Annotated in this window: 15 protein-coding genes; 3 read left to right on the forward strand and 12 right to left on the reverse strand. The window is 65.2% G+C overall.

The window, feature by feature from the left end; genetic code table 11:
* Positions 1-46: 46 nt before the first annotated feature.
* Positions 47-670 carry a TetR/AcrR family transcriptional regulator gene (locus AX735_RS00540; protein WP_066274172.1) on the forward strand — a complete coding sequence of 208 codons (624 nt, stop codon included), beginning with the start codon at positions 47-49 and terminating at the stop codon, positions 668-670.
* A 4-nt stretch (positions 671-674) separates the two neighbouring features.
* On the opposite strand, the gene AX735_RS00545 is transcribed toward AX735_RS00540, so the two are convergent.
* The 9 genes from AX735_RS00545 to AX735_RS00585 form a co-directional block, all read right to left on the reverse strand.
* On the reverse strand, positions 675-1,814 hold the full coding sequence (locus AX735_RS00545; RefSeq protein WP_066274174.1) for a CaiB/BaiF CoA transferase family protein: 1,140 nt from the start codon (positions 1,812-1,814) through the stop codon (positions 675-677).
* A gap of 15 nt (positions 1,815-1,829) precedes the next feature.
* On the reverse strand, positions 1,830-2,705 hold the full coding sequence (locus AX735_RS00550) for an enoyl-CoA hydratase (protein ID WP_066274176.1): 876 nt from the start codon (positions 2,703-2,705) through the stop codon (positions 1,830-1,832).
* Between the two features lie 6 nt (positions 2,706-2,711).
* A complete protein-coding gene (locus AX735_RS00555; protein ID WP_082750847.1) occupies positions 2,712-3,176 on the reverse strand; it encodes a VOC family protein in 465 nt (154 codons plus the stop codon).
* Between the two features lie 3 nt (positions 3,177-3,179).
* A complete protein-coding gene (locus AX735_RS00560) occupies positions 3,180-4,145 on the reverse strand; it encodes an alpha/beta hydrolase (RefSeq protein ID WP_066274179.1) in 966 nt (321 codons plus the stop codon).
* A gap of 154 nt (positions 4,146-4,299) precedes the next feature.
* On the reverse strand, positions 4,300-5,880 hold the full coding sequence (locus AX735_RS00565; protein ID WP_202189470.1) for a long-chain fatty acid--CoA ligase: 1,581 nt from the start codon (positions 5,878-5,880) through the stop codon (positions 4,300-4,302).
* Between the two features lie 233 nt (positions 5,881-6,113).
* Positions 6,114-7,148 carry a YihY/virulence factor BrkB family protein gene (locus AX735_RS00570; protein ID WP_066274182.1) on the reverse strand — a complete coding sequence of 345 codons (1,035 nt, stop codon included), beginning with the start codon at positions 7,146-7,148 and terminating at the stop codon, positions 6,114-6,116.
* Between the two features lie 32 nt (positions 7,149-7,180).
* Complete coding sequence (locus tag AX735_RS00575; RefSeq protein WP_066274187.1) at positions 7,181-7,420, reverse strand: hypothetical protein; 240 nt, start codon at positions 7,418-7,420, stop codon at positions 7,181-7,183.
* Complete coding sequence (locus AX735_RS00580) at positions 7,420-11,664, reverse strand: translocation/assembly module TamB domain-containing protein (RefSeq protein ID WP_066274190.1); 4,245 nt, start codon at positions 11,662-11,664, stop codon at positions 7,420-7,422. The genes AX735_RS00575 and AX735_RS00580 overlap by 1 nt, the downstream gene beginning before the upstream one ends.
* Positions 11,664-13,763 (reverse strand): BamA/TamA family outer membrane protein, encoded by a 2,100-nt coding sequence (locus tag AX735_RS00585; protein ID WP_231749969.1) that lies wholly within the window; start codon positions 13,761-13,763, stop codon positions 11,664-11,666. The genes AX735_RS00580 and AX735_RS00585 overlap by 1 nt, the downstream gene beginning before the upstream one ends.
* A gap of 298 nt (positions 13,764-14,061) precedes the next feature.
* Between AX735_RS00585 and fdhD the strand changes: the two genes are divergently transcribed.
* Positions 14,062-14,877: a formate dehydrogenase accessory sulfurtransferase FdhD gene (gene fdhD, locus AX735_RS00590; protein WP_066274192.1), complete on the forward strand. Its 816-nt coding sequence runs from the start codon at positions 14,062-14,064 to the stop codon at positions 14,875-14,877.
* A gap of 64 nt (positions 14,878-14,941) precedes the next feature.
* Positions 14,942-15,553: a retropepsin-like aspartic protease family protein gene (locus tag AX735_RS00595; RefSeq protein WP_066274195.1), complete on the forward strand. Its 612-nt coding sequence runs from the start codon at positions 14,942-14,944 to the stop codon at positions 15,551-15,553.
* A gap of 31 nt (positions 15,554-15,584) precedes the next feature.
* On the opposite strand, the gene AX735_RS00600 is transcribed toward AX735_RS00595, so the two are convergent.
* The 3 genes from AX735_RS00600 to AX735_RS00610 all read right to left on the reverse strand — a co-directional run.
* A complete protein-coding gene (locus tag AX735_RS00600) occupies positions 15,585-17,873 on the reverse strand; it encodes an FdhF/YdeP family oxidoreductase (RefSeq protein ID WP_066274197.1) in 2,289 nt (762 codons plus the stop codon).
* A gap of 112 nt (positions 17,874-17,985) precedes the next feature.
* Positions 17,986-18,486 (reverse strand): DUF3299 domain-containing protein, encoded by a 501-nt coding sequence (locus AX735_RS00605; RefSeq protein WP_066274199.1) that lies wholly within the window; start codon positions 18,484-18,486, stop codon positions 17,986-17,988.
* Positions 18,487-18,496: 10 nt separating this feature from the next.
* Positions 18,497-19,450 (reverse strand): ABC transporter permease (locus AX735_RS00610; RefSeq protein WP_231749970.1); only part of this gene is annotated, 954 nt, incomplete at its 5' end.

The following is a 19,450-nucleotide window of genomic DNA, read 5'->3' on the forward strand; positions in this document are numbered from 1 at the left end:
GTGTCACCAAGCCGACAAGACACCGGTAGACTGGGGACTTTGCAGCGTGGACGCATATATCAAGGGTTGGGAAGCAGCAGATCAGGAGCGCGCGCAATCGCGAGCGCGGCAGCGCGATCTGAAGCTGCAGACCCTTGTCCGGCTGGCATCGGTGATGCTCAACAAATCCGGCTATGAGGGGCTCTCGCTCGCCGAGATCGCCAATGTCCTCGGCATCACTAAGCAGGCGCTCTATTATTACACCAAGAGCAAGGAAGACCTGCTCTTCAAATGCTATACCCGCGCGCTCGACCTGGCCGAACAGGCCTATGACCATAGCGATGCCCAGGGCGGAACCGGGTTCGACAAGATCGCGAGCTTCGTACGCTTTCACCTCAACCCGGACGCCGAACCCTATGCCATTCTCGACAATTTGGGTGCGCTGACCGAAGAGCACCGCCAGGCGATCAGCGGTCGCGCCAAGGCGCTGGAACAGCGGATGCGCGGCTTCATCCGCGAAGGTGTGGAAGACGGCAGCATCAACCCGATCGATCCGAAATTCGCCGAATTCTGGATCCTCGGCTCGCTGTCGTGGATGCCCAAATGGTTCAAGCCCGACGGCGAGGTCTCCGCGACCGAAGTGGCCGATTCCTTCATCCAGCTGATCGGCGACGGGCTGCGGCCGCGCTAAACCTTCAGCAAACCGCCCCGGCAGCCCGCATCGCGGCGATCGCGCCCTGGTCATAGCCAAGTTCGGTGAGGATCGCTTCGGTCGAGGCCTCATCCGCCATCATTTGCTCGGAAGTGCGCGCGGGCGTCGTGCCGATGCGTGGCGATGGCGCCGGTTGCAGCCCATCCGCGCCTCCAAACACGCGACGCGCGCGGTTGTGCGGGTGATACACAGCCTCTTCCAGCGACAGCACGGGCGTCACACAGGCATCGCTGCCATCGAACAGCGCGCACCATTCGTCGCGCGTGCGACCGATCAGCACCTCGGCCAGGCGCTGCTTCTGCGCCGGCCAGTCCGATCGGCTGTGCTGCCGGGCAAAGAGTGGATCGTCGGCAAGCCCCGTGCGCTCGAGCAGTTGCGCATAGAATTGCGGTTCGACCGCACCCACCGCGAGATATTTGCCGTCGCGTGTTTCATAGGTGTCGTAAAAGGGCGCACCGCCATCGATCAGATTGGATTCGCGGCGGTTCGACCACTGGCCCTGGGCGAAAAGCGAATAGATCATCGTCATCAGTGTGGCGCTGCCGTCTACCATCGCGCAATCGATGACCTGCCCCCTGCCCGTCCGTGCTGCCGCATACAGCGCCGCCAGCAGGCCGAAGGCGAGCATCAGGCCGCCACCACCGAAATCGCCGATCAGATTGAGCGGGGGGACCGGACGCGCGCCGCGCCGACCGATCGCATGCAGCGCGCCCGATAACGCGACATAATTGATGTCGTGCCCCGCCGTCGAGGCCAAAGGCCCGTCCTGGCCCCATCCCGTCATGCGGCCATAGACCAGACGCGGGTTGTCACGCATCAGCTCGTCCGGTCCCAGCCCAATCCGCTCCATTACTCCCGGCCTGAAACCCTCGATCAGCGCATCGCTCCGTCGGCACAGCGCTTTTGCGACGTCCAGGCCATCGGGCGACTTGAGATCGATGGCGATGCTGCGGCGCGACCGGAGCAGGAAATCGCGCTCGTCCGACCCCGCGATGGCGGCCTGGCCGGGGCGGCTGATGCGGATCACCTCCGCGCCATGGTCTGCCAGCATCATCGCGCAGAAAGGCGCAGGGCCGATCCCGGCGAATTCGACGACGCGAAGCCCCTGCAATGACCCGGTCACGCGCGAACTGCCGGATCAGCGCGTGCGGTCGAGCGCGGCGAAATAATCGTGAATCCCCTCGCGCAAGCTATCGGGAAGGCCGGTGGGATCGACGGGAATGCCGTGGATGTTGCGCCAGTGGCTGTGGCACAGCTGGTGGATCGAGAAGGATTGCAGCATCGCCGTGCGGCGTCCGCAGGCATCCTGGCTCTGGTTCAGCGCCTCCTTCGCCATCTTGAGCGCGAAGCTCGATTTGAGCGCGATGCGTTCGGCGAGCAGCCCCGTCTGCTCGGCCAAGGCATCATCAGCGAAGACCCGCGCGACCATGCCGATCGCGCGCGCGTCCTCGGCACCCAGCCAGTCCGAGGTGAACAGCCAGTCCTTGGCGCGGCGCACGCCCAGTTCGAACGGGTGCATGAAGAATTCCGAGCCGCACATGCCGAAGGCCAGCACCGGGTCCTGGAACTGCGTGCTTTCCCCGGCCACGATCAGATCGCATACCCAGGCGAGCATCAGGCCGCCAGCTATGCACTTGCCCTGCACCTGCGCGATCGTCGGCTTGGGAAGCGCGCGCCAGCGTTCGCAAAGGCCGAGATAGATTTCCCATTCGCGCGCCATCATGCCTTCCTGGCCGGGGGCACCGAAATCGGCCCAGAGCCCGACCAGCGGAAAATCCTCGGGCCGCTTGCCCGAATCCCCCTTCAGATCATGCCCGGACGAGAAGGTGTCGCCCGCCGCGTCGAGGATGATGACCCGCACGTCGCTGTCCTGCGCGGCGCGACGGAACGCATCATCGAGCGCATAGAGCATCGCCACGTCCTGCGCGTTCTTGCGCTCGGGGCGGTTGAGCGTGATGCGGACGACCCCGTTTGCGGGCGCGCCATACAGGACGGGATCGGTGCCCTCGCTCATCGCGGATCAGGCCGGCAGAGGCCGCTGGACAAGCTCCAGCACATTGCCATCGGGATCGCGGAAGCACACGAAGAACGGCGCCCTGGTCCCGTCGGGCAGCGTCCGATAGACCGGATCGGACAGGAAGCTCACCCCCATCTCGCGCAGCACGGCGATATCGGCTTCGAAATCGGTGGTGGACAGCGCGATCCGGACCATGCCCGGGTCGGTCAGCGTCAGCGGCGACGGCTCCTGGTTGCGCGGGCGGATCCACTCAAGCAGATCGAGCCGGGTCGCGCCATGGTCCGATCCCAAGCGGAGCAGCGCGCCCTTGACCCAGTGGTCGCCGACCGCCAGCCCTTCGCTCACCATCGGATTGCCCGCTTCGGGAAAGGGCATTTCCACGACAAAGCCGAGCTTCTGATAGAAGGCGAGCGATACGTCGAAATCGCGGCAGTTGATGTTGATATGGTACATGCTGGTAATGTGCATGGGTCAGGATCCTTTCGCGTGCGCACCGTTCAGCCCGCCCGCAAAGGCAAAGCGCATGACGGCGCAGACTTCCTCGAAGGCGATGCGCGCCTGGAGGATCTGAGAAAACATCGAGAAGAAGCCGTGGATCTGCCCGTCATGGTGGCGGTGGGTGACGGGAACGCCTTCGCTGCGGAGCCGGGCGACATAGGCAATGCCCTCGTCGCGCAGCGGGTCGAGCCCGGCGGTGATGACATAGGCAGGCGCGACGCCCGCGAGCGTCTCGGCCCGTAGCGGCGAGGCGCGGCGCGGCGGGCGCGCATCGCCGAAATACTGGCGCGATCCGAAACGGATGTCGCGCTTGGCCAGCATGTAGCGGAATTCGTTGAGCGACGGCGTTTCCGCCTCATGGTCGAGCAGCGGCTCGGCGAGCACCTGCATCAGCGGCTGTGGCACCCCTCCCTCGCGCGCTTCCAGACAGACCGAAGCTGCCAGCGTCGCGCCCGAGCTTTCGCCGTGCAGGATGATCCGCTGCGGATCACCGCCCCATTGGCCTGCATGCTCGGTCAGCCAGCGATAGACGGCAAGCGCATCGTCATAGGCTGCCGGATACGGGTGCTCGGGCGGCACGCGGTGCAATGGCACGACCACCAGACACCCTACCTGCATCGCCATCGCGGTTGGTGGCGGCCCGAGATGATCGAGCGAGGTCGCAACGAACGTCCCGCCCAGATAATGGACGATAACGGGCAGATTGCCTTTCGAATCCCATGGACGGAAAATCCGGCATTCGATGTCGCCGCCGGGCCCGGGGATCATCTTGCGCTCATCGACACAACCTTCGGGCACGGGCGCTGCCATCAGTGGTCCGTTGCGGTTATAGAGCGCGCGGATCTCCTCGAGGTTCAGCTCCGAATAGTCGCCGAACTGCGCTGCCAGCATGTCCAGGATCGGGCGCACCTCCGGATCGACATAGTGACTGTCAAACACCCATCTCTCCCCCAATTCAGCGCGGCTCCGCGCTTGATTGCCAATCGGTAAAACGTAGATTGCCGATCGTCAAACAAAATCGAATACGGGGAGTAAGATCCCGGCAGCAGCGTTACTGGCCAAGCCCGATCACGGCGCACGAGCCTTGCTGTCGTCAGAGAAAATAGCCGTCGTACCGCGCGCGCAGCTGCTTCTTGTCGATCTTGCCGGTGGCCGTCAGCGGGACCTCGGCAATCTCGATGGCGTCGGGCAACCACCAGCGCGCGACATGCTGCTGCAGCCAATCCATCACCGCCCTGCGGTCTATTTCCACGCCATCGTGCGGTTCGATCACCAGCAGCGGCCGCTCGTTCCATTTGGGGTGTGCCAGTCCCACCACCGCAGCCACCTTGACGCCCGGTGCCCCCGCCGCGGCGTTTTCCAGGTCGATCGAGCTGATCCATTCGCCGCCGGACTTGATCACGTCCTTGGCGCGGTCGGTGATCCGCATGAACCCGTCCCGGTCGAGCGTGGCGACATCGCCGGTGTCGAACCAGCCCTCGCCATCAACCGCAGACTTGTCCGCCCCGAAATAGCGCTCGACGACCCAGGGACCGCGCACCAGCAGCGCGCCCGACGTTTCACCGTCGGGTGGCACGGCGTTCCCGCTGTCGTCGACGATCTTCAGCTCGATCCCGAATTGCAGCCGGCCCTGACGTGTCCAGATCGTCTCCCACATCGCATCCTCGCCCTGCTCGGCCAACTGGGGCGTCGGGGTCGCCACCACGCCCAGCGGGCAGGTTTCGGTCATGCCCCAGATCTGCAGCACATCGACCTGATGCTTGTGGCGAAAGGCCTCGGCCATCGATATCGGCACTGCGGAGCCGCCGATGACCACGCGCTTCAGGCTGGTGGGGCTTTGCTGCGTGCGATCGAGCCAGTCGAGATAGGCGGTCCAGATGGTGGGAACGCCGCCGGTAAAGGTGACGTTCTCGCCGGCGATCAGCTCGTGCAGCGAGGCAGGGTCCATCTTCTCGGCGGGCAGCACGAAGCTAGCGCCTGCCATGGCCGCCACGAACGGCAGGCCCCAGGCCGTGGCGTGATAGAGCGACGAACAGGGCATCACGACATCGAACGCGCTGAGCCCGAAGGCGGATGGTAACCCCGCCGCCATGGCGTGGAGCACGATCGCGCGATGGCTGTAAAGCACGCCCTTGGGATCGCCAGTGGTGCCCGAAGTATAGCAGAGGATGGCCCCGGCATTTTCGTCGAACTGCGGCCAGGCCAGATCGTCGGAAGCGCTGGCGATTAATGCCTCATAATGCAGCCCCGGCGCGTTCGAGGAAAGCGCGACGAACTGCTCCACCCGCGGCAAACGGTCGCGGATGTCCGCGACCAGGCTCTCAAAACTGCTGTCATAGAACAGGACGCGGCTTGCGGCATGGTTGATGGTATAGACCAGCTGATCGACGTGCAGCCTGGGATTGGCAGTATGCAGCACCGCCCCGATGCCCGGCACCGCGAAGAACAGCTCCATGTGACGATGCGTGTTCCAGCCGAGCGAGGAAACGCGATCGCCCGAGGCAATTCCCATCGCCTGAAGCGCCCGGGCCATCTGCCGGGCGCGGCGCACCATCGCGGCGTAATCATAGCGCCACAACGGTTCGTCGGGCAGCCTGGAGATGATCGCACGCGCCCCGTGCGCGCGTTCGGCATGCTCGGCGATCGAAGCGACCATCAGCGGCCTTGGCTGCATCAAACCTGAAATCAATTCTCGCGCCTTTCTGAATGTTGCCGTGCCGATCGCGGGTTCGAACGGCTCCGTTAGCAAGTGGCATCTGTACAGCCTCGGTCAGGGCCCGGCTGGACCCGGCCTTTTCGGTCATGCCGGCCTATAGGCATCCGTCTCGACAGCTCAGAGGCTAGGGAGTGCGCTTGACGACTGTCAAGCCGAATTTGCCCAGCGCCCGCCAATGAAGGATCGACCGTTCAAGTCGCGTTTCGGCGCTGCTGTTTTTCCAGAATCGCACGCTCGGCCTCGTCCAGCGCGGCGGTATCCGCCAGCACCGCGCCGCGCTGCCCCATCGGCCTGTCGGGGCCCACCGTGGAATCGCGAAAGGTCTGCCGCTCGGTCTCGGCATTGATTTCCGCGCCGATCAGCACCGCATAGGCAGACAGGAACAGCCACATTAGGAAGATAACGATCGCGGCGAGCGAGCCATAGGTAGCGTTGTAATCGCTTAGGTTCGCGGCATAGAAGCCGAAGCCCAGCGTGATGGCCAGCCACAGCACCGTCGATGCCACCGACCCCAGCGACAGCCAGCGCCATTTGGCTGCGCGCCGGTCGGGCGCATAGCGAAAGAAGATGGCGAAGGTTGCGCTGACCAGCAACGCGGCGACCGCCCAGGTAAGCACCTGGATCAACAGCAATGCCCCGCCCCCCAGAAACGGAGCCAGAAAGTTGCGAATATAGCCGAACAGCGAAATGGCGATCAGCCCGATCACGGCAACGGCCGCCATGCCCAGGGTGATGAGCACAGCGACGCCTGTGGTGCGCAGGAACCCCCTGGTTTCGTGCTCCTCGTAGATGATGTTGAGCGCCCCCATGATCGCGGTCGCTGCGCGCATCGCGCCATAGGTCGACAGGAGCAGCGCCAGCACCAGCCCCAGCCCCTGCCGGGTCGCGCTGGTGGTCACGATCTGGATCAACTGTTCGCGCAGGATGACAAGCACTTCAGGCGGCACGACATCGACCAGCAGGTCGAGGCTCGCCGCGACGGTCGAGGGATCGGCGATCAGGCCATAAAGCAGCACCACCACCGCGATCAGCGGGACGAAGGCGAGAAAGGCGAAAAACGCGACGCCTGCAGCGAGCAGCGAAAGATTGTGCACGCCGTTCATGAGATAGACGCGCTTCATTATAGCGAACCAAGCGCTGCGCGGCATCTGCAAGGGGGAATCGGACAGTGCACCAGGCACCCGTTGCGCCATGGCCTCGACGTCATCGCCTGACTGGTGCGCCATGGTCGCTCGGTCGGCCGGGGTGGAAGCCATAATCAGTCAGCCGAGACTGCAGCGGGCATAGCTGCACTCTGCGACTGGTCCATTTCGGCAGCAGCCTGTTCAGCCTCGCGCGCCGCATCGAGCTGCGCCTTGGTCTCTGCCTCGATCTTGCGCGCCTTGGCGCTCAATTCGCGCGATTGCCGCTCGAACTTCTCGTCGAAACTCGGCTCGCGCTGACAGGCCGAGACCAGCGCCAGGCTTGCCACCGCTGCAAGAGTGAGGCGGACGCGCATCAATAATCCTTCCGATACTGCACATTGACGTTCGACCCGCCGAAACTGCCGACCTGGCTAAGCACCGACAAGGCCTTGCTCAGGCTGATCTCGATCTGCGTCGCGGTAAAGCCGCGCGTGTCGGTGATGATTTCGACATAGACGTCGTTCGAGATATACTGGCCGACGGCGAGCGACGTGCCGCGTCCCGTCTCCTCATCCGCGCCCAGGATCCGCAGCCGGTCCACGCCCGACGCCGATTGCAGCACGCCCAACGGATTGAGCCCGCCGCTGCCCCCGCGCAGGCTGTTGAGCGAGGCCGCCAGCTGCACCGCCTGGATCGGGGTGAGCTCGCCGATCGAGTTGCCGAACAGGATGCGCGCCATCACCTCGTCCTGCGGCAGCGATGGCGTCGACGAGAAGGCGATGTCCGGGTTCTCTCCGGTACCTGACACGACGATGTTCACCGTCACGTCGCCCGCCTCGCCGCTCGCGCGGAGGTTGAGCTCGGGGTTGGTCGCGCTGCCGCCGTTGAAGCGCAGCCGGCCTTCTTCCAGGTCGAACGAACGCCCGGCAAAGCCCAGAGTGCCGCGCACCAGGTCGATCCCGCCCGTAATGCGCGGATTGCCCGTTGTGCCGGTGATCCGGATATCGGCCGCCCATTCGGAATCGAGTCCCATGCCCGAGACATAGATCTGGTTGTCGGCGACCACCTTCACATCGAGCTTCCAGTTGCTGGGCACGCCTGAGATCGGTTCGGGATCGCCCGTGATCCGCGCGCGCCCGAGCGCCGGCTTGCGCCGAACACCGGTGAGCTTCGCGACCCGCGCCGAGCCCTGGCGGACGATGCGATAGCGCGTCTCGGGCAGGCTGATCGTGCCCGAGATGACCGCGCCCTGCGCGGCGCTGTTGATGATGCGGAGTTGGCCGGTGGCGGTTGCCGCGAGATCGTTCCCCTGCGCGAGGCGCGCCTTGTCGAGATCGAGCGCGAGCTGGACCGGGAAGCCCTGGGCCGAACTCAGCGAGACAAAGCCTTCGCCGCGGATTGTGCCCTCGCCGGCGCGCGCGGTCAGCTCCTCGACCTGCAGCCGGTCGCCGGTGAAGCTGCCGCGCAGCCGCATGTTGGTCAGCCGCGTGCCATATTGCTCGTTCTCGTAGGTCAGGCTATTCGCCCGCACGATACCCCGCAGCTGCGGCTGCTGGACACGTCCGGTGAAATCGGCCGCCACCCCGATCGGCCCGGTCAGGCTCTGGTCGGGCAAGGCCGCGAGCGAGAAGAGCGTGTCGGCAGGGCCATTATAGCGCAGGCCTCCGCTCAATGGGGCAGCGAGCAGCCGCGTCGTCCAGCTCCCGGCGCCCGGTGGCAGCGGATTGAGCCTGACCTGCATCCGCCCGATGATCGCACCGCGCCGCCGGATGATCGCATTGGCCGAGCCGCCATCGGGCTGCAGGCGCCCGACCACGCTCATGTCCACCGGTTGCGACACCGATGCCAGGCTGGTGCGGGTGAAGTCCTCGATGCGCAGGCGTGCGTCTGCCGAGGGGAAGCTGGTCGCGCTCGCCTGAGCGAAATCGAGGCTGCCCGATGCGGTTCCGCCCAGGCCCAGGCCGGGCATGATCGGGTTGATCAGCGCGAGATCGACATCGCTCAGCCGCGCCTCGACATTCATGCCCGCGCCATAGCTGCCGGCAAGCTGGATGGTGCCGCGCGACAGGTCGATGGTCGTCGGCATGAGCCGATATTGCGCGTTCTGCGGGAGGATACGGGCGGGGTTGCGGGTCTTGAAATCGATGCCGTTGGCGCGCCCATCGAGCGCGATCCGCCAGAGGTCCGGCTGCAAGGCGGCGTTGGCGGCGATGCGGAACGGAAAGCCGTTGCGCCCTTCGGCCATGACCCGGGCGCTTCCCCGGCCGCCGCGATAGTCCACCTTGGCGCGCGCGGCGACGATCTGCAGCTGGTTCATCCGGGCACCGGCGATCTGGATGTCCGCGACGACCTGCGGGGTCTCGGCCAGGACCATGTCGGCCGAGACAATCGCGCGGCCGATAACCAGTCCTGCCGGCCCAGGCAGCCGCGCGTCGCGCGCCGTCAGCGCCAGCACCGCGCGCTGATAGGCACCAGTGGCAGATAGGCTGACATTGCCCGAGACGCCTGCGCCATCGGCAGCCAATTCGCCTGCAAACGGTCCGGCGGAGGTCTGGCGCACGCGCCCGGTGATGCCGATATCGGCAAAGCGGGTGCCTGGGTTGACCGCGATCTCGAGCGGGCCTCGGTTCGTGAAGATGTCGACATCTGCGGTGAATGGACCGTAATCGGTGTCGCCCGATCCCTCGACCACATAGCTCTCGCCATTGCCGCGCAAGGTCGCGACGACATTCGACATGCCGACGCCGAGGCCGGGCCGTGCCGCCCTGACGGTCGCGACGGGGCGGGTTACCGTGCCGGTCACCGCGACGGCGAGCGGCCCGTATTGGTTGGAGCTGCCACTGGCATTGAAGCGGATTTGGCCATCCGCGCCATAGGACCCGCTGCCCTGCGACAGGCGGAATGCGGGCGCTGCGACGGTCAGACGCGTCACGCGGCCGATGCCATCGCTGCCATAGCTGACATTGGCGTTAATCAGCGAATTGCCGCCGAGAAACTCGCGCAGCCCATCGTTGAAGATCTGGCTCGAGCGCGCGCGAACGGTGCCCGCGAGACGGAATCCACCATTGCCCGTCGTCTCGAGGTCGATATCGGTCGCGACATTGAAGACGCCGACGCTCTCGATCCGATAGCCGTTGACGCGGCCGTTCAGCGCGCCGGTGTATAGCCCGGTATTGAGATCGGCGAGCAGGACGGCGGTCGCATCGATCCGGCTCGAGCGGATGCGCATATTGTCCGACATCAGCCGGGCGTTCGAATAGGCGAGATCGCCGTCGAGCCGCACATTCTCAAGCAGCCCGCCCGCCGCAGCGTTCAGCCCTGCGATCCGGCTTGCACGCGCGCTAACCGGCATGATCCAGGCGTCGCGATCGAGCCGGGCCGCGCCGCTGGCGCGCAATCCGAGGATCGCCATGTCGTTGAAACCGAGCCGTGCGGCGTTGACTTCATAGGCGATTCGGGGGGCAGCAAAGGCTCCGTCAAGCGTAAGATTGGCGACGATCCCGGCGCCATTGAGGTTTTCCGCAATGGTGCCCGGTTGCAGCAGGCGGAAGCCGATAGCCAGATTGCGCATCCGGCTTTCACCCAGATCGACCAGGCCCTTGGCGTCCAGCGCGAAATTCTCGTTTCCGATCCGCGCGGCGAGATCGAACCGGCGCTCGTTCGCGGTGGTCGTGATGTCGATCGCGGTCTCGGGTGCCAGCAGCGTGCTCGGCTGGCTCTTCAGCAGCAAGGCCGGACGCATCGTGCCGCGCGCGGCGAAGGTGCCGTTGCGCGCGGTCAGCGCGATGTCGCCGAGCGACTGGTCGCCCAGCGAGCCCTTTAGCGCGCCATTCCAGGCCTGCCAGTCGCCCTTGCCGCTGAGGTCGAGCTGCATCGGCTGGGCAATGCCGGTCAGACCCGCGATCAGGCCCTCGGCAGGTGCATCGAGGCGGAAGGTCAGGTCGAGCGTGTTGGTTTCGGGCACCGCGCGCAGATCGATGACCGCGCTTTCGCCGCCCGCAAATCCCGCGCCGGCGGTGGTGGCCGCGCGCGCGCTGACCACGGCGGTCCGATCGGCAATATGCACCTTGCCGTTCAGCGATGCACGGTGTCGCTGGCCGGTGACGGGCGCGTCGATATCGATCCGGCGAAGCTGCAGATTGGCGATATCGAGGTCGAGATCGGGCAGCAACGGCTCGTTGGTCGGTGGGGTTTCGTTGAACGTGGGCAGTCGCCGCAGGCGCATCTGCGGCACGATCAGCGAGCGGATATCGACATGGCTTCCGATAAAGGCAAACGGCCGCCAGTCGAGCTCGACCAATGGCGAGGATGCGAACACGCCCTTTGGATCGCGCAGGGTCAGGTCGCGAATGCGCATCTCGCCATAGAGCGACCCCTCGATCGCGCCTATGCCGATGCTCATCCCGTTCTCGAACTCCATGCCTTCGATTTGCCTGGTGACGAACCGCTTGCCGCTGCTGCTGTCCAGCCAGACATAGGCGATGGCGAACAGCACCACGATCGAGCCGACCAGCACCGCAAGGCCGATGGCGATCCGGCGCAGCCAGGATGCGCGCTCCGGGCGCGCTACGGCCTGCTCCTCGGCGGGGATGGCGACGCTGTCTTCGGTTTCGGCCATCAGAAGGCCTGCCCGATCGAGATATAGATCGCGACGCGCGATTCTCCGGGGCGGCGGCCCAGCGGCGTGGCGACATCGAGGCGCATCGGGCCGAAATTGGTATAGAAGCGCCCGCCTATGCCGACGCCATAGCGCAGGTCGTCAAAGCCGGGCGTAGAGCGGGTCGAGACCTGGCCCGCATCGATAAAACCGACGATCCCGTAATTGCCGAAGCGATAGCGCACTTCCGCCGCCGCCTCGACCAGGCTGCGTCCGCCGATGGGCCGGTTGTCGGGGTCCTTGGGCCCCAGCTCCTGATAGCCGAAGCCGCGCACCGAGCCGCCTCCGCCAGCATAGAAGCGCCGCGACGGGGCTATGTCCGCGCGATCCGCGCCATAGATCGAACCCACGCGCGCGCGCCCGGCGATGACGATATTGTCGCCGACCGGATAATAGCCGGTCGCCTCGAACAGCCCGCGCCCATAAAATTGCGTGCCGCTGCCGAGCGATGCCTCGGGCGAGATCTGGGCCGACAGGCGGAAGCCGCTGGTCGGGTCTAGCAGGTCATTCGATCGGTCCCAGGTGATCTGCCCGGGCAATGCTGCGACATAATAGGTCCGGCGGTCGCGCTGGCCGGTGGTGAAATTGAAATCCTGCTCGTTGGTGCCGAGCAGTTCAAAGCCATAGCTGTAGGTGATCGGCTTCTGCCAGATGGGGGTGCTGTAATAGGAGACACGCCCCGCGAGGCGACCGGTAAAGGCCTCATAGGCGGCAAAGTCGCTGCGCAGCGCGGACAGACTCAATTCGACCGCGCGGTCACGGCGGCCCGCATTGGATCGGCGGAAGGTGACCGACGCCCCCTGTTCCTGCGTGCCCCCGGTGGCGCTGACGATCAGCGCGCCTTCGGGCGGGAACAGGTTGCGGTGCGTCCAGCTACCCTGCGCGCGGATGCCCTGACCGGTGCCGTAACCGGCATTGGCCGCCAGCGTCCGCGCCGGGCCTGCTTCCTGATCCACCGCGAGATCTGCATATTGCGTGCCGCCGGGCGCCTCGACGCCCGTCGGCTGCGGTTGCACCGCTACCGTGGAGTAAAGCCCGGTCGCAACCAGTGCCTTGCGCAGATCGTCGACCAGCCGGCTGTCGTAAAGCTCGCCCTTCTTGAAGCGCGCTAGCTTCGTGATGTGGTCGGAATCGAACACGGTCGACCCGCGCGTGAGAATGTCGCCGAAGCTGCTGCGCGGCCCCGGCGTCACGGGAAGCGTGTAATCGCCGGTCTCGGTTTCGGGATCGAGAAGCACGTCGCGCTGGCCGACCTGCGCAAAGGGATAGCCCGACTGGGGCAGCGCCACGGCAATGTTCGCCTCGGCCGCGAGCACCCGCTCGGCATCGATCGGCTGGCCCGGCTTGGGCACGAAATTGCGCGAGATAAGGTCCTCGGGCTCGACCGGCCAAGCGTCGAAGGTAATTGAGCCAAACCGGTAGCAGGGTCCCGGCGAAGCGGTCAGCACGACCACCAGCGGCCCGGTTCCGGCTTCCGGAAACTCGATCGCGCCGTTGACCGTGGCGTCGTGGAAGCATTCGCCGATCAGCAGATCGGCGAGTAGCTGCTGGTCCTCCAGCATCCGCGCGGAGACCATCGCGCCGTTGCTCGCCTTGCCATCGCCGTCGTCGAGCGCCGACAGCTCCTCGAACCTGGACCGGATCGTTTCGGCACCATCGGGGCTGGGACCCGAGCCCGCAACCGCTGCCCCGAGCAAATCCAGCCCTTCGATACGATAGCTGTAGCGTACCGTCTTCGACACGCTGTCGTCCGCCTCGGTATACCGGCTTTCCTCGAAGGGCTCGACATCGAAGCTCTCGATCGGCCCCAGCGGGGCGTCGATCTCGGGTTCGTCTGGCAGGCGCGGCAGCATCGGATCGGTGGACAGTGACGGATCGCGCGCGGACCGCGCCTGCGCTTCAAGCTCAGTCTGTTCGGTATCCCAATCCTCGACCGTGCCCAGGGGGGCATCCGGATCGATCGCAGGGATGGTGGCATCGAACTCCTCGTCGTCGATGATCGCAGGCTCGGCGGAATTTGGAGCCGGTTGCGCAGGGATACTCTGATCCGCCGGCTGCATGGCCTGGGCGGCAGGGCTGGCACATAAGGCGGGCAAAACAACGCAACAGACCGAACGAAGGCGCAAAGACATCGAAAATCCTGGTTTCCAGGGCGCCTGGCTGAACGTCCCCCGCCGCATTACGCGCCATCCAGCCAATTGGTTCACGCACATGGGTTAGAATGATGGGCTCAAGCGGCCGAGGCGCTCCATCACCTGCAGGCTGACCCGTCAGGGATCGCATCTCCCTTTGAACGGTATTGCAATCGGCCAGACGAAATTCCTTGCCTTGCGATGCCGGGACCCGAAGGACAGATGCATGACGACATCCATTGCATCGCCTGCCCTGCGCAGCATCTCGCTCGATCGGGTCGGTTACGATGACACGCCCGCAGACCGCGTCGACCGCAGCGTACCGGTCGAAGCGCCAATCGCGATCGAATATAACGGCATCGGCTATGCGGTGATGATGGGCACGCCGACCGATCTCGCAGACTTCGTCACGGGCTTCACGCTCAGCGAAGGGCTGGCGCATGCCGACGAACTGTCCGAGCCGCAGGTCGTGCCTGTGGAGGGCGGATGGGTCGCGAGGCTCAATCTGCCGCCGCGTTCGCTGCCGCGGATCCTGGAACGTGCGCGCAGCCGCGTTTCGGAAAGCGGGTGCGGCATCTGCGGTATCGACAGCATTGCAGCTGCCCTTGCACCGCTGCCAAAGGTCGTCGCGCGGATCGAGGTTGCACGCGAAGCGATAGCCCACGCGCTGAAGGCGCTCAGCGATCGCCAGTTGCTCGGCCAGGCGACGGGAGCCACCCATGCCGCAGCCTTTTGTTCGCCCAAAGGCGAGATACTGGCGGTACGCGAGGATGTCGGACGGCACAACGCGCTCGACAAGTTGGTCGGGACGCTCGCCCGGTCGGGTGTTTCGCCAGAGACGGGCTTTGTCCTTCTCTCAGCCCGGTGCAGCCAGGAACTGGTCGAGAAATGCGTTCGGGCAGGCTTTCCCTTGCTGATCACGATCAGCGCGCCGACCAGCCTGGCGATCGACCGCGCGCGCGAAGCCGGACTCGCGCTCGGCGTGCTGGCGCGCCACGACACGATGCTGATAGCGAACGACCCGCATAAGTTGATTGCCTGAGCGCGGGCGCTGGGGACACGCGCAAACAGGGATCGAATTGCACGGCTGCGGGTAGGACCGGGATATGTCCGTTTCCACCATTCCCGAATGGCAGCAGCTCGCGCTCTATGCGGTCGCAGCAGCGCTGGCGCTGGTCGTGCTGTTCAATATCCCGTTCCTGGGGCGCATCATCCGCAGCCTGTTTTCGGTCGCAATCCTGGCGTTCATGGTCTTCGTGCTGCTGCAACAGGCCCCTTATGACCCGACCTTGTCGCGCTGGACCGAGCGTCTGGGGCTGAGCACCCAACAGGTCGTCGGAGACGAGGTACGGATCAGGCTGGCATCCGACGGACATTTCTGGGCGCGCGTGACGATCAACGGCAATGAGCAGCGCATGATGATCGACAGCGGGGCCACGATCACCGCGCTGTCGGCAGAGACGGCGCGGCAGGCGGGCGTCGGCAAAGAACTGGCCATCGCGCCGGTGATGCTGCGGACCGCCAACGGGGTGGTGCGGGCTGACACCGGAACGGTCGAGCGGCTGCAGATCGAGGGCATCGAGGCGCGCAACCTCAAGGTCGTCATATCCCCCGCGTTCGGCGGAACCAGCGTGCTGGGGATGAACTTCCTGTCGCAACTCGCATCCTGGCGGGTTGAGAAGGACACGCTCGTCCTGGTCCCTGCCGAGGCGCGCTGAACGCCCCCATCCCGCCTTTGGACCCCCTCGTTCAGGCCTGCGCGAGGATGCGTACGGGGACCGCCTTGCTGGCTGGCGTCTTCGATTCCTGGTCATGGTGCGAAAGCGCGATCAGCGGATTGAGTTCGGGATAATAGCCGGCAATCGTGCCCGACGGCAGGTCGAAGGCAACGACTTCCAGCCCGCCGATCCGGCGGTCGATGCCATCATCGGCATCGCCCACCAACGCGATGCGCTGTCCGGGCTTCAGACCGGCAGCGGCGATGTCTGCGGGCGACATCAGCACGACGTCGCGCTTGCCTTCGATCCCGCGTAGCCGGTCGCTATAGCCATAGATGGTGGTGTTGAACTGGTCGTTCGATCGCAAGGTCACCAGCCGGTACCGGCCATGACCATCGGGGATGTTGGTCGCCGCGAGCATTTCGGGCGCGGTGAACTGCGCCTTGCCGCTATCGGTCTTCCACACCCGCTCGCGTGCACTGTTGCCGCGATAGAAGCCGCCCGGCTCGAACATGCGCGCGTCCATGTCATGAAACTCGTCGGGATAGGTCTGGGCGATGAGATCACGCACTAGGCTGTAGTTGCCGGTCCAGTCATCCCATCGGACGTTCGGATTGGGCGGCAGGCTGTGCTTGGCCATGCCCGCCACGATGGCCAGCTCGGACCTGAGATGCGGGCTGGCGGGCGTGCGGTGGCCGAGCGAGCCATGAATATGGCTGAAGCTGTCTTCGATCGTGACGGTCTGCGGCCCGGTCGCCTGGCTGTCCTCTTCGCTCCGGCCCAGGCACGGCAGCAGGAACGAGACGCGACCGTTGAACAGATGGCTGCGGTTGAGCTTGGTTGCGATCTGCACGGTCAGCTGCAGCTTTTCCCATTGCTGTTCGACGCGGGTCTGGTCGGGGACGGCGCGGAGGAAATTGCCGCCGAGCCCGACGAAAGCCTGGGCGCTGCCATCGAGCACTGCTTCGCAGACCTCCACCGTGGTCATGCCGGTATCACGCGGCGGATCGAAGCCGAACATCTCCGCCAGCCGGTCGAGCGGCACGAGTTCGGGCTTCTCCGAGATTCCCACGGTACGCTGGCCCTGGACATTCGAATGACCGCGCACCGGGCAGATCCCGGCGCCGGGCCTGCCGATATTTCCGCGCATCAGCAGCAGATTGAGCAGCATCGCGATATTCTCGAAGCCGTGGACATGCTGGGTCAGGCCCATGCCGTACACGCCGATCACGCGTTCTGACGAGACATAGACCTCGCCTGCGCTTTCCAGGTCGGCACGGCTGAGCCCCGATTCACGCTCGATATCCTCCCAGGACGTCGCCTCGGCCTGGTCGCGGAATGCCTCGAATCCGGTGCAATGCTCGGCGACAAAGGCCCGGTCGATCAGCGTCCCCCCGCGCAGTGTGTCCTGCTCGAACACATATTTGCACAGTCCCATGATCGCTGCGATGTCGCCGCCTGCGCGCACCTGCAGATACTGGCAGCTCAACTCGGTATCGCTGCCCGTCAGCATCTGCGCGGGACTTTGCGGATTGGTGAAGCTGAGCAGACCCTTTTCGCGGATCGGGTTGAACGTGACGATCCTGCAGCCGCGCTGCGCAGCCTTCTGCAAAGGATGCAGAAAGCGCTGGCTGTTGGTGCCGGTATTCTGACCAAAGAAGAACAGCGCATCGCAATGTTCGAAATCGTCGAGCGTGCAAGTGCCCACCGGAGAGCCGATCAGCTTTTTCAGCGTCACCGATGTGGTCTCATGGCACATGTTCGAACTGTCGGGCAGGTTATTGTGCCCATAAAGCCGCGCGAACAGCGCATAGAGATAGGATGTTTCCAGGCTGGCGCGGCCCGACGCGTAGAACACCGTCTTTTTCGGATCGATCGACTTCAGCTGCACCCCGATCTCGGCAAAGGCCTCGTCCCAATCACAGGCGACATAACGGTCGATCGCAGCGTCATAGCGCATCGGGTGCGTCAGTCGCCCGACGCTCTCGAGCGCATGGTCGGTCCATCCGCGCAATTCGGTGACGCTATGACTGGCAAAGAAATCGGGCGTGCAGCGATGCGTGGTCAGTTCCCAGAGTGTCGCCTTTGCACCGTTTTCGCAGAATTCGAAGGCGTGCGGGTGCTTGGGTTTGCCCCATGCGCAGCTGGTGCACATAAACCCGCCGGGCTTGTTCTGCGTCCGCAACGTGGCCAGCGCACCAGGCGAGGGTTTTTCCCGCACCACCGTTTCGGCCATTCCACGAACCGAACCCCAGCCACCTGCAGGTCCGGAATAGCTGGCCGTTCCAGCATCCGTGTCATCGCCGTGTTCTTCCGCCATCGGGGCTCCAATGCTCTGTCCTCTCCCAGATAAGCGATGGCAGCCATTGGAGTTCCCTGGCTCGGGAAATGTCAGTGCATGGCCGCAGAGCCGCGCGCTGTAGCAACGAACGTCAGGCCGGGCTGGAAGCCTTCATGCGATAGAAAATACCGCTTTCGTCCTGGCCGGTCAGCTCCAGCACGCCGCTGACCACGATCATCTTAGTCTCGTTGGTCGGAAACGGGATATCCGCATAGACTTCAATGAACTGGTTGGGGACTGCATGGAAGTGGAAGGGGCAGCCGGGGGGATAGGCGAGCAGCACGAAATGCTTCTGGCGCCCCCCGGTCTCGAGCGGCTTCATCCAGCCCGCCACCTTGATCCTCTTGCCCGCCAGCGCCTTGACCGCAGGGGTGAACAGCGGCTTGGAATAGAGATAGCCGTCCTTGCCAGTGCGGGTCTGTTCCTTGGTTGCCTCCAGCACGGCCCAGGACACGCCGCCCTTGGGGGTGGCGGCGGGCTTCCAGACATCCTCCACGGGCGCCTTCTTGCCCTGCTGCATTGCGGCCTGGCCTGCGGTCTGCGGCAAGGCGATGAGGCTCAATATGGCAAGAGCGAGAAGGGGCAGGCGCATGTCGTCTTCCTCAGCTGTAGCGGGCAAGCGTTGTGGCAAGGTCGACCCGGAAGATCCGGATCGCGGGGATCAGGGCGGCGATGAGACCGATGGCGAGCGCGGCAATTAGGATGACGCCCTCGCCTGGCAGGAAGCGCATGGCGGACAGGCCCAGTTCGTCGAGCGTCGGGAAGCTTGCGCTAGCCAGCGCGATCAGGCCATGCGCCGCCGCGATTCCGCCCAGCGCACCGATCGCGGCGATCAGCAAGCCCTCGATCAGGATCGTGCCGAATACGGTGGAAGGCCGCGCCCCCATCACGCGCAGCAGCGCCAGGTCGCCCTCGCGGGCACGCGTCGCATTCCACAGCGCCACGAACAGGCTGAGCCCCGCAGACAGCGCCAGCAGCCAGCCAAACAGCCGCGCACCTTCGATGATCGATCCGAACAGCCCCAGCAACCGTGCCGCCTCGGCGGCGGGGGCCGCAGCCTGGAGTGCGCTCTGGCGGTTGATCTGGCTGGGCAGCCGCATCGCAGCCGAAGCGTTGCGATAGCGCACCAGCAGAGCGGTGATCTCCGGCTCGATGCCCGGCATCGCGGCATCCTCATGATGCTCGTCATGCTGAGCGGACTCGGCATCGTGATCGTGCCCGACATGCTTCTCATCGTGATCATGCCCGGCCTCGTCATGATCCTCGTGCTCGATGCCATGCACGTCCCACACCGATTCGACCGAGGTCAGGATCAGCCGGTCCAGCACCGTGCCGCTCGGGGCCAGAATGCCGACGGTCTCGAACGGCGCATGGTCGTGCCCCTGCCCGTCTTCCTCGCCCGTCACCAGCCCGTGACTGCCGATGAACTTCTGCCCAAGCCTGGCTCCGGTGCGCCGGGCCACCTCTGCGCCGAGCACGGCCTCGGCCGGTCGGGCGAAACTGCGTCCTTGGGCCACACGTGCTCCATAGAGCGGCAGCAATCGGTCGTCGCTGCC

The sequence above is a fragment of the Blastomonas sp. CCH1-A6 genome (assembly GCF_001556365.1).
Taxonomy (GTDB): Bacteria; Pseudomonadota; Alphaproteobacteria; order Sphingomonadales; family Sphingomonadaceae; genus Blastomonas; species Blastomonas ursincola.

What these genes read in the sequence shown, in the direction of transcription:
- AX735_RS00550 (WP_066274176.1), bottom strand. Translation starts at nt 2,705, where the DNA reads ATGAGCGAGGGCACCGATCCCGTCCTGTATGGCGCGCCCGCAAACGGG.
- AX735_RS00555 (WP_082750847.1), bottom strand. Translation starts at nt 3,176, where the DNA reads ATGCACATTACCAGCATGTACCATATCAACATCAACTGCCGCGATTTC.
- AX735_RS00565 (WP_202189470.1), bottom strand. Translation starts at nt 5,880, where the DNA reads ATGCAGCCAAGGCCGCTGATGGTCGCTTCGATCGCCGAGCATGCCGAA.
- AX735_RS00570 (WP_066274182.1), bottom strand. Translation starts at nt 7,148, where the DNA reads ATGGCGCACCAGTCAGGCGATGACGTCGAGGCCATGGCGCAACGGGTG.
- AX735_RS00575 (WP_066274187.1), bottom strand. Translation starts at nt 7,420, where the DNA reads ATGCGCGTCCGCCTCACTCTTGCAGCGGTGGCAAGCCTGGCGCTGGTC.
- AX735_RS00580 (WP_066274190.1), bottom strand. Translation starts at nt 11,664, where the DNA reads ATGGCCGAAACCGAAGACAGCGTCGCCATCCCCGCCGAGGAGCAGGCC.
- AX735_RS00585 (WP_231749969.1), bottom strand. Translation starts at nt 13,763, where the DNA reads ATGCAGCCGGCGGATCAGAGTATCCCTGCGCAACCGGCTCCAAATTCC.
- fdhD (WP_066274192.1), top strand. Translation starts at nt 14,062, where the DNA reads ATGACGACATCCATTGCATCGCCTGCCCTGCGCAGCATCTCGCTCGAT.
- AX735_RS00595 (WP_066274195.1), top strand. Translation starts at nt 14,942, where the DNA reads ATGTCCGTTTCCACCATTCCCGAATGGCAGCAGCTCGCGCTCTATGCG.
- AX735_RS00600 (WP_066274197.1), bottom strand. Translation starts at nt 17,873, where the DNA reads ATGGCGGAAGAACACGGCGATGACACGGATGCTGGAACGGCCAGCTAT.
- AX735_RS00605 (WP_066274199.1), bottom strand. Translation starts at nt 18,486, where the DNA reads ATGCGCCTGCCCCTTCTCGCTCTTGCCATATTGAGCCTCATCGCCTTG.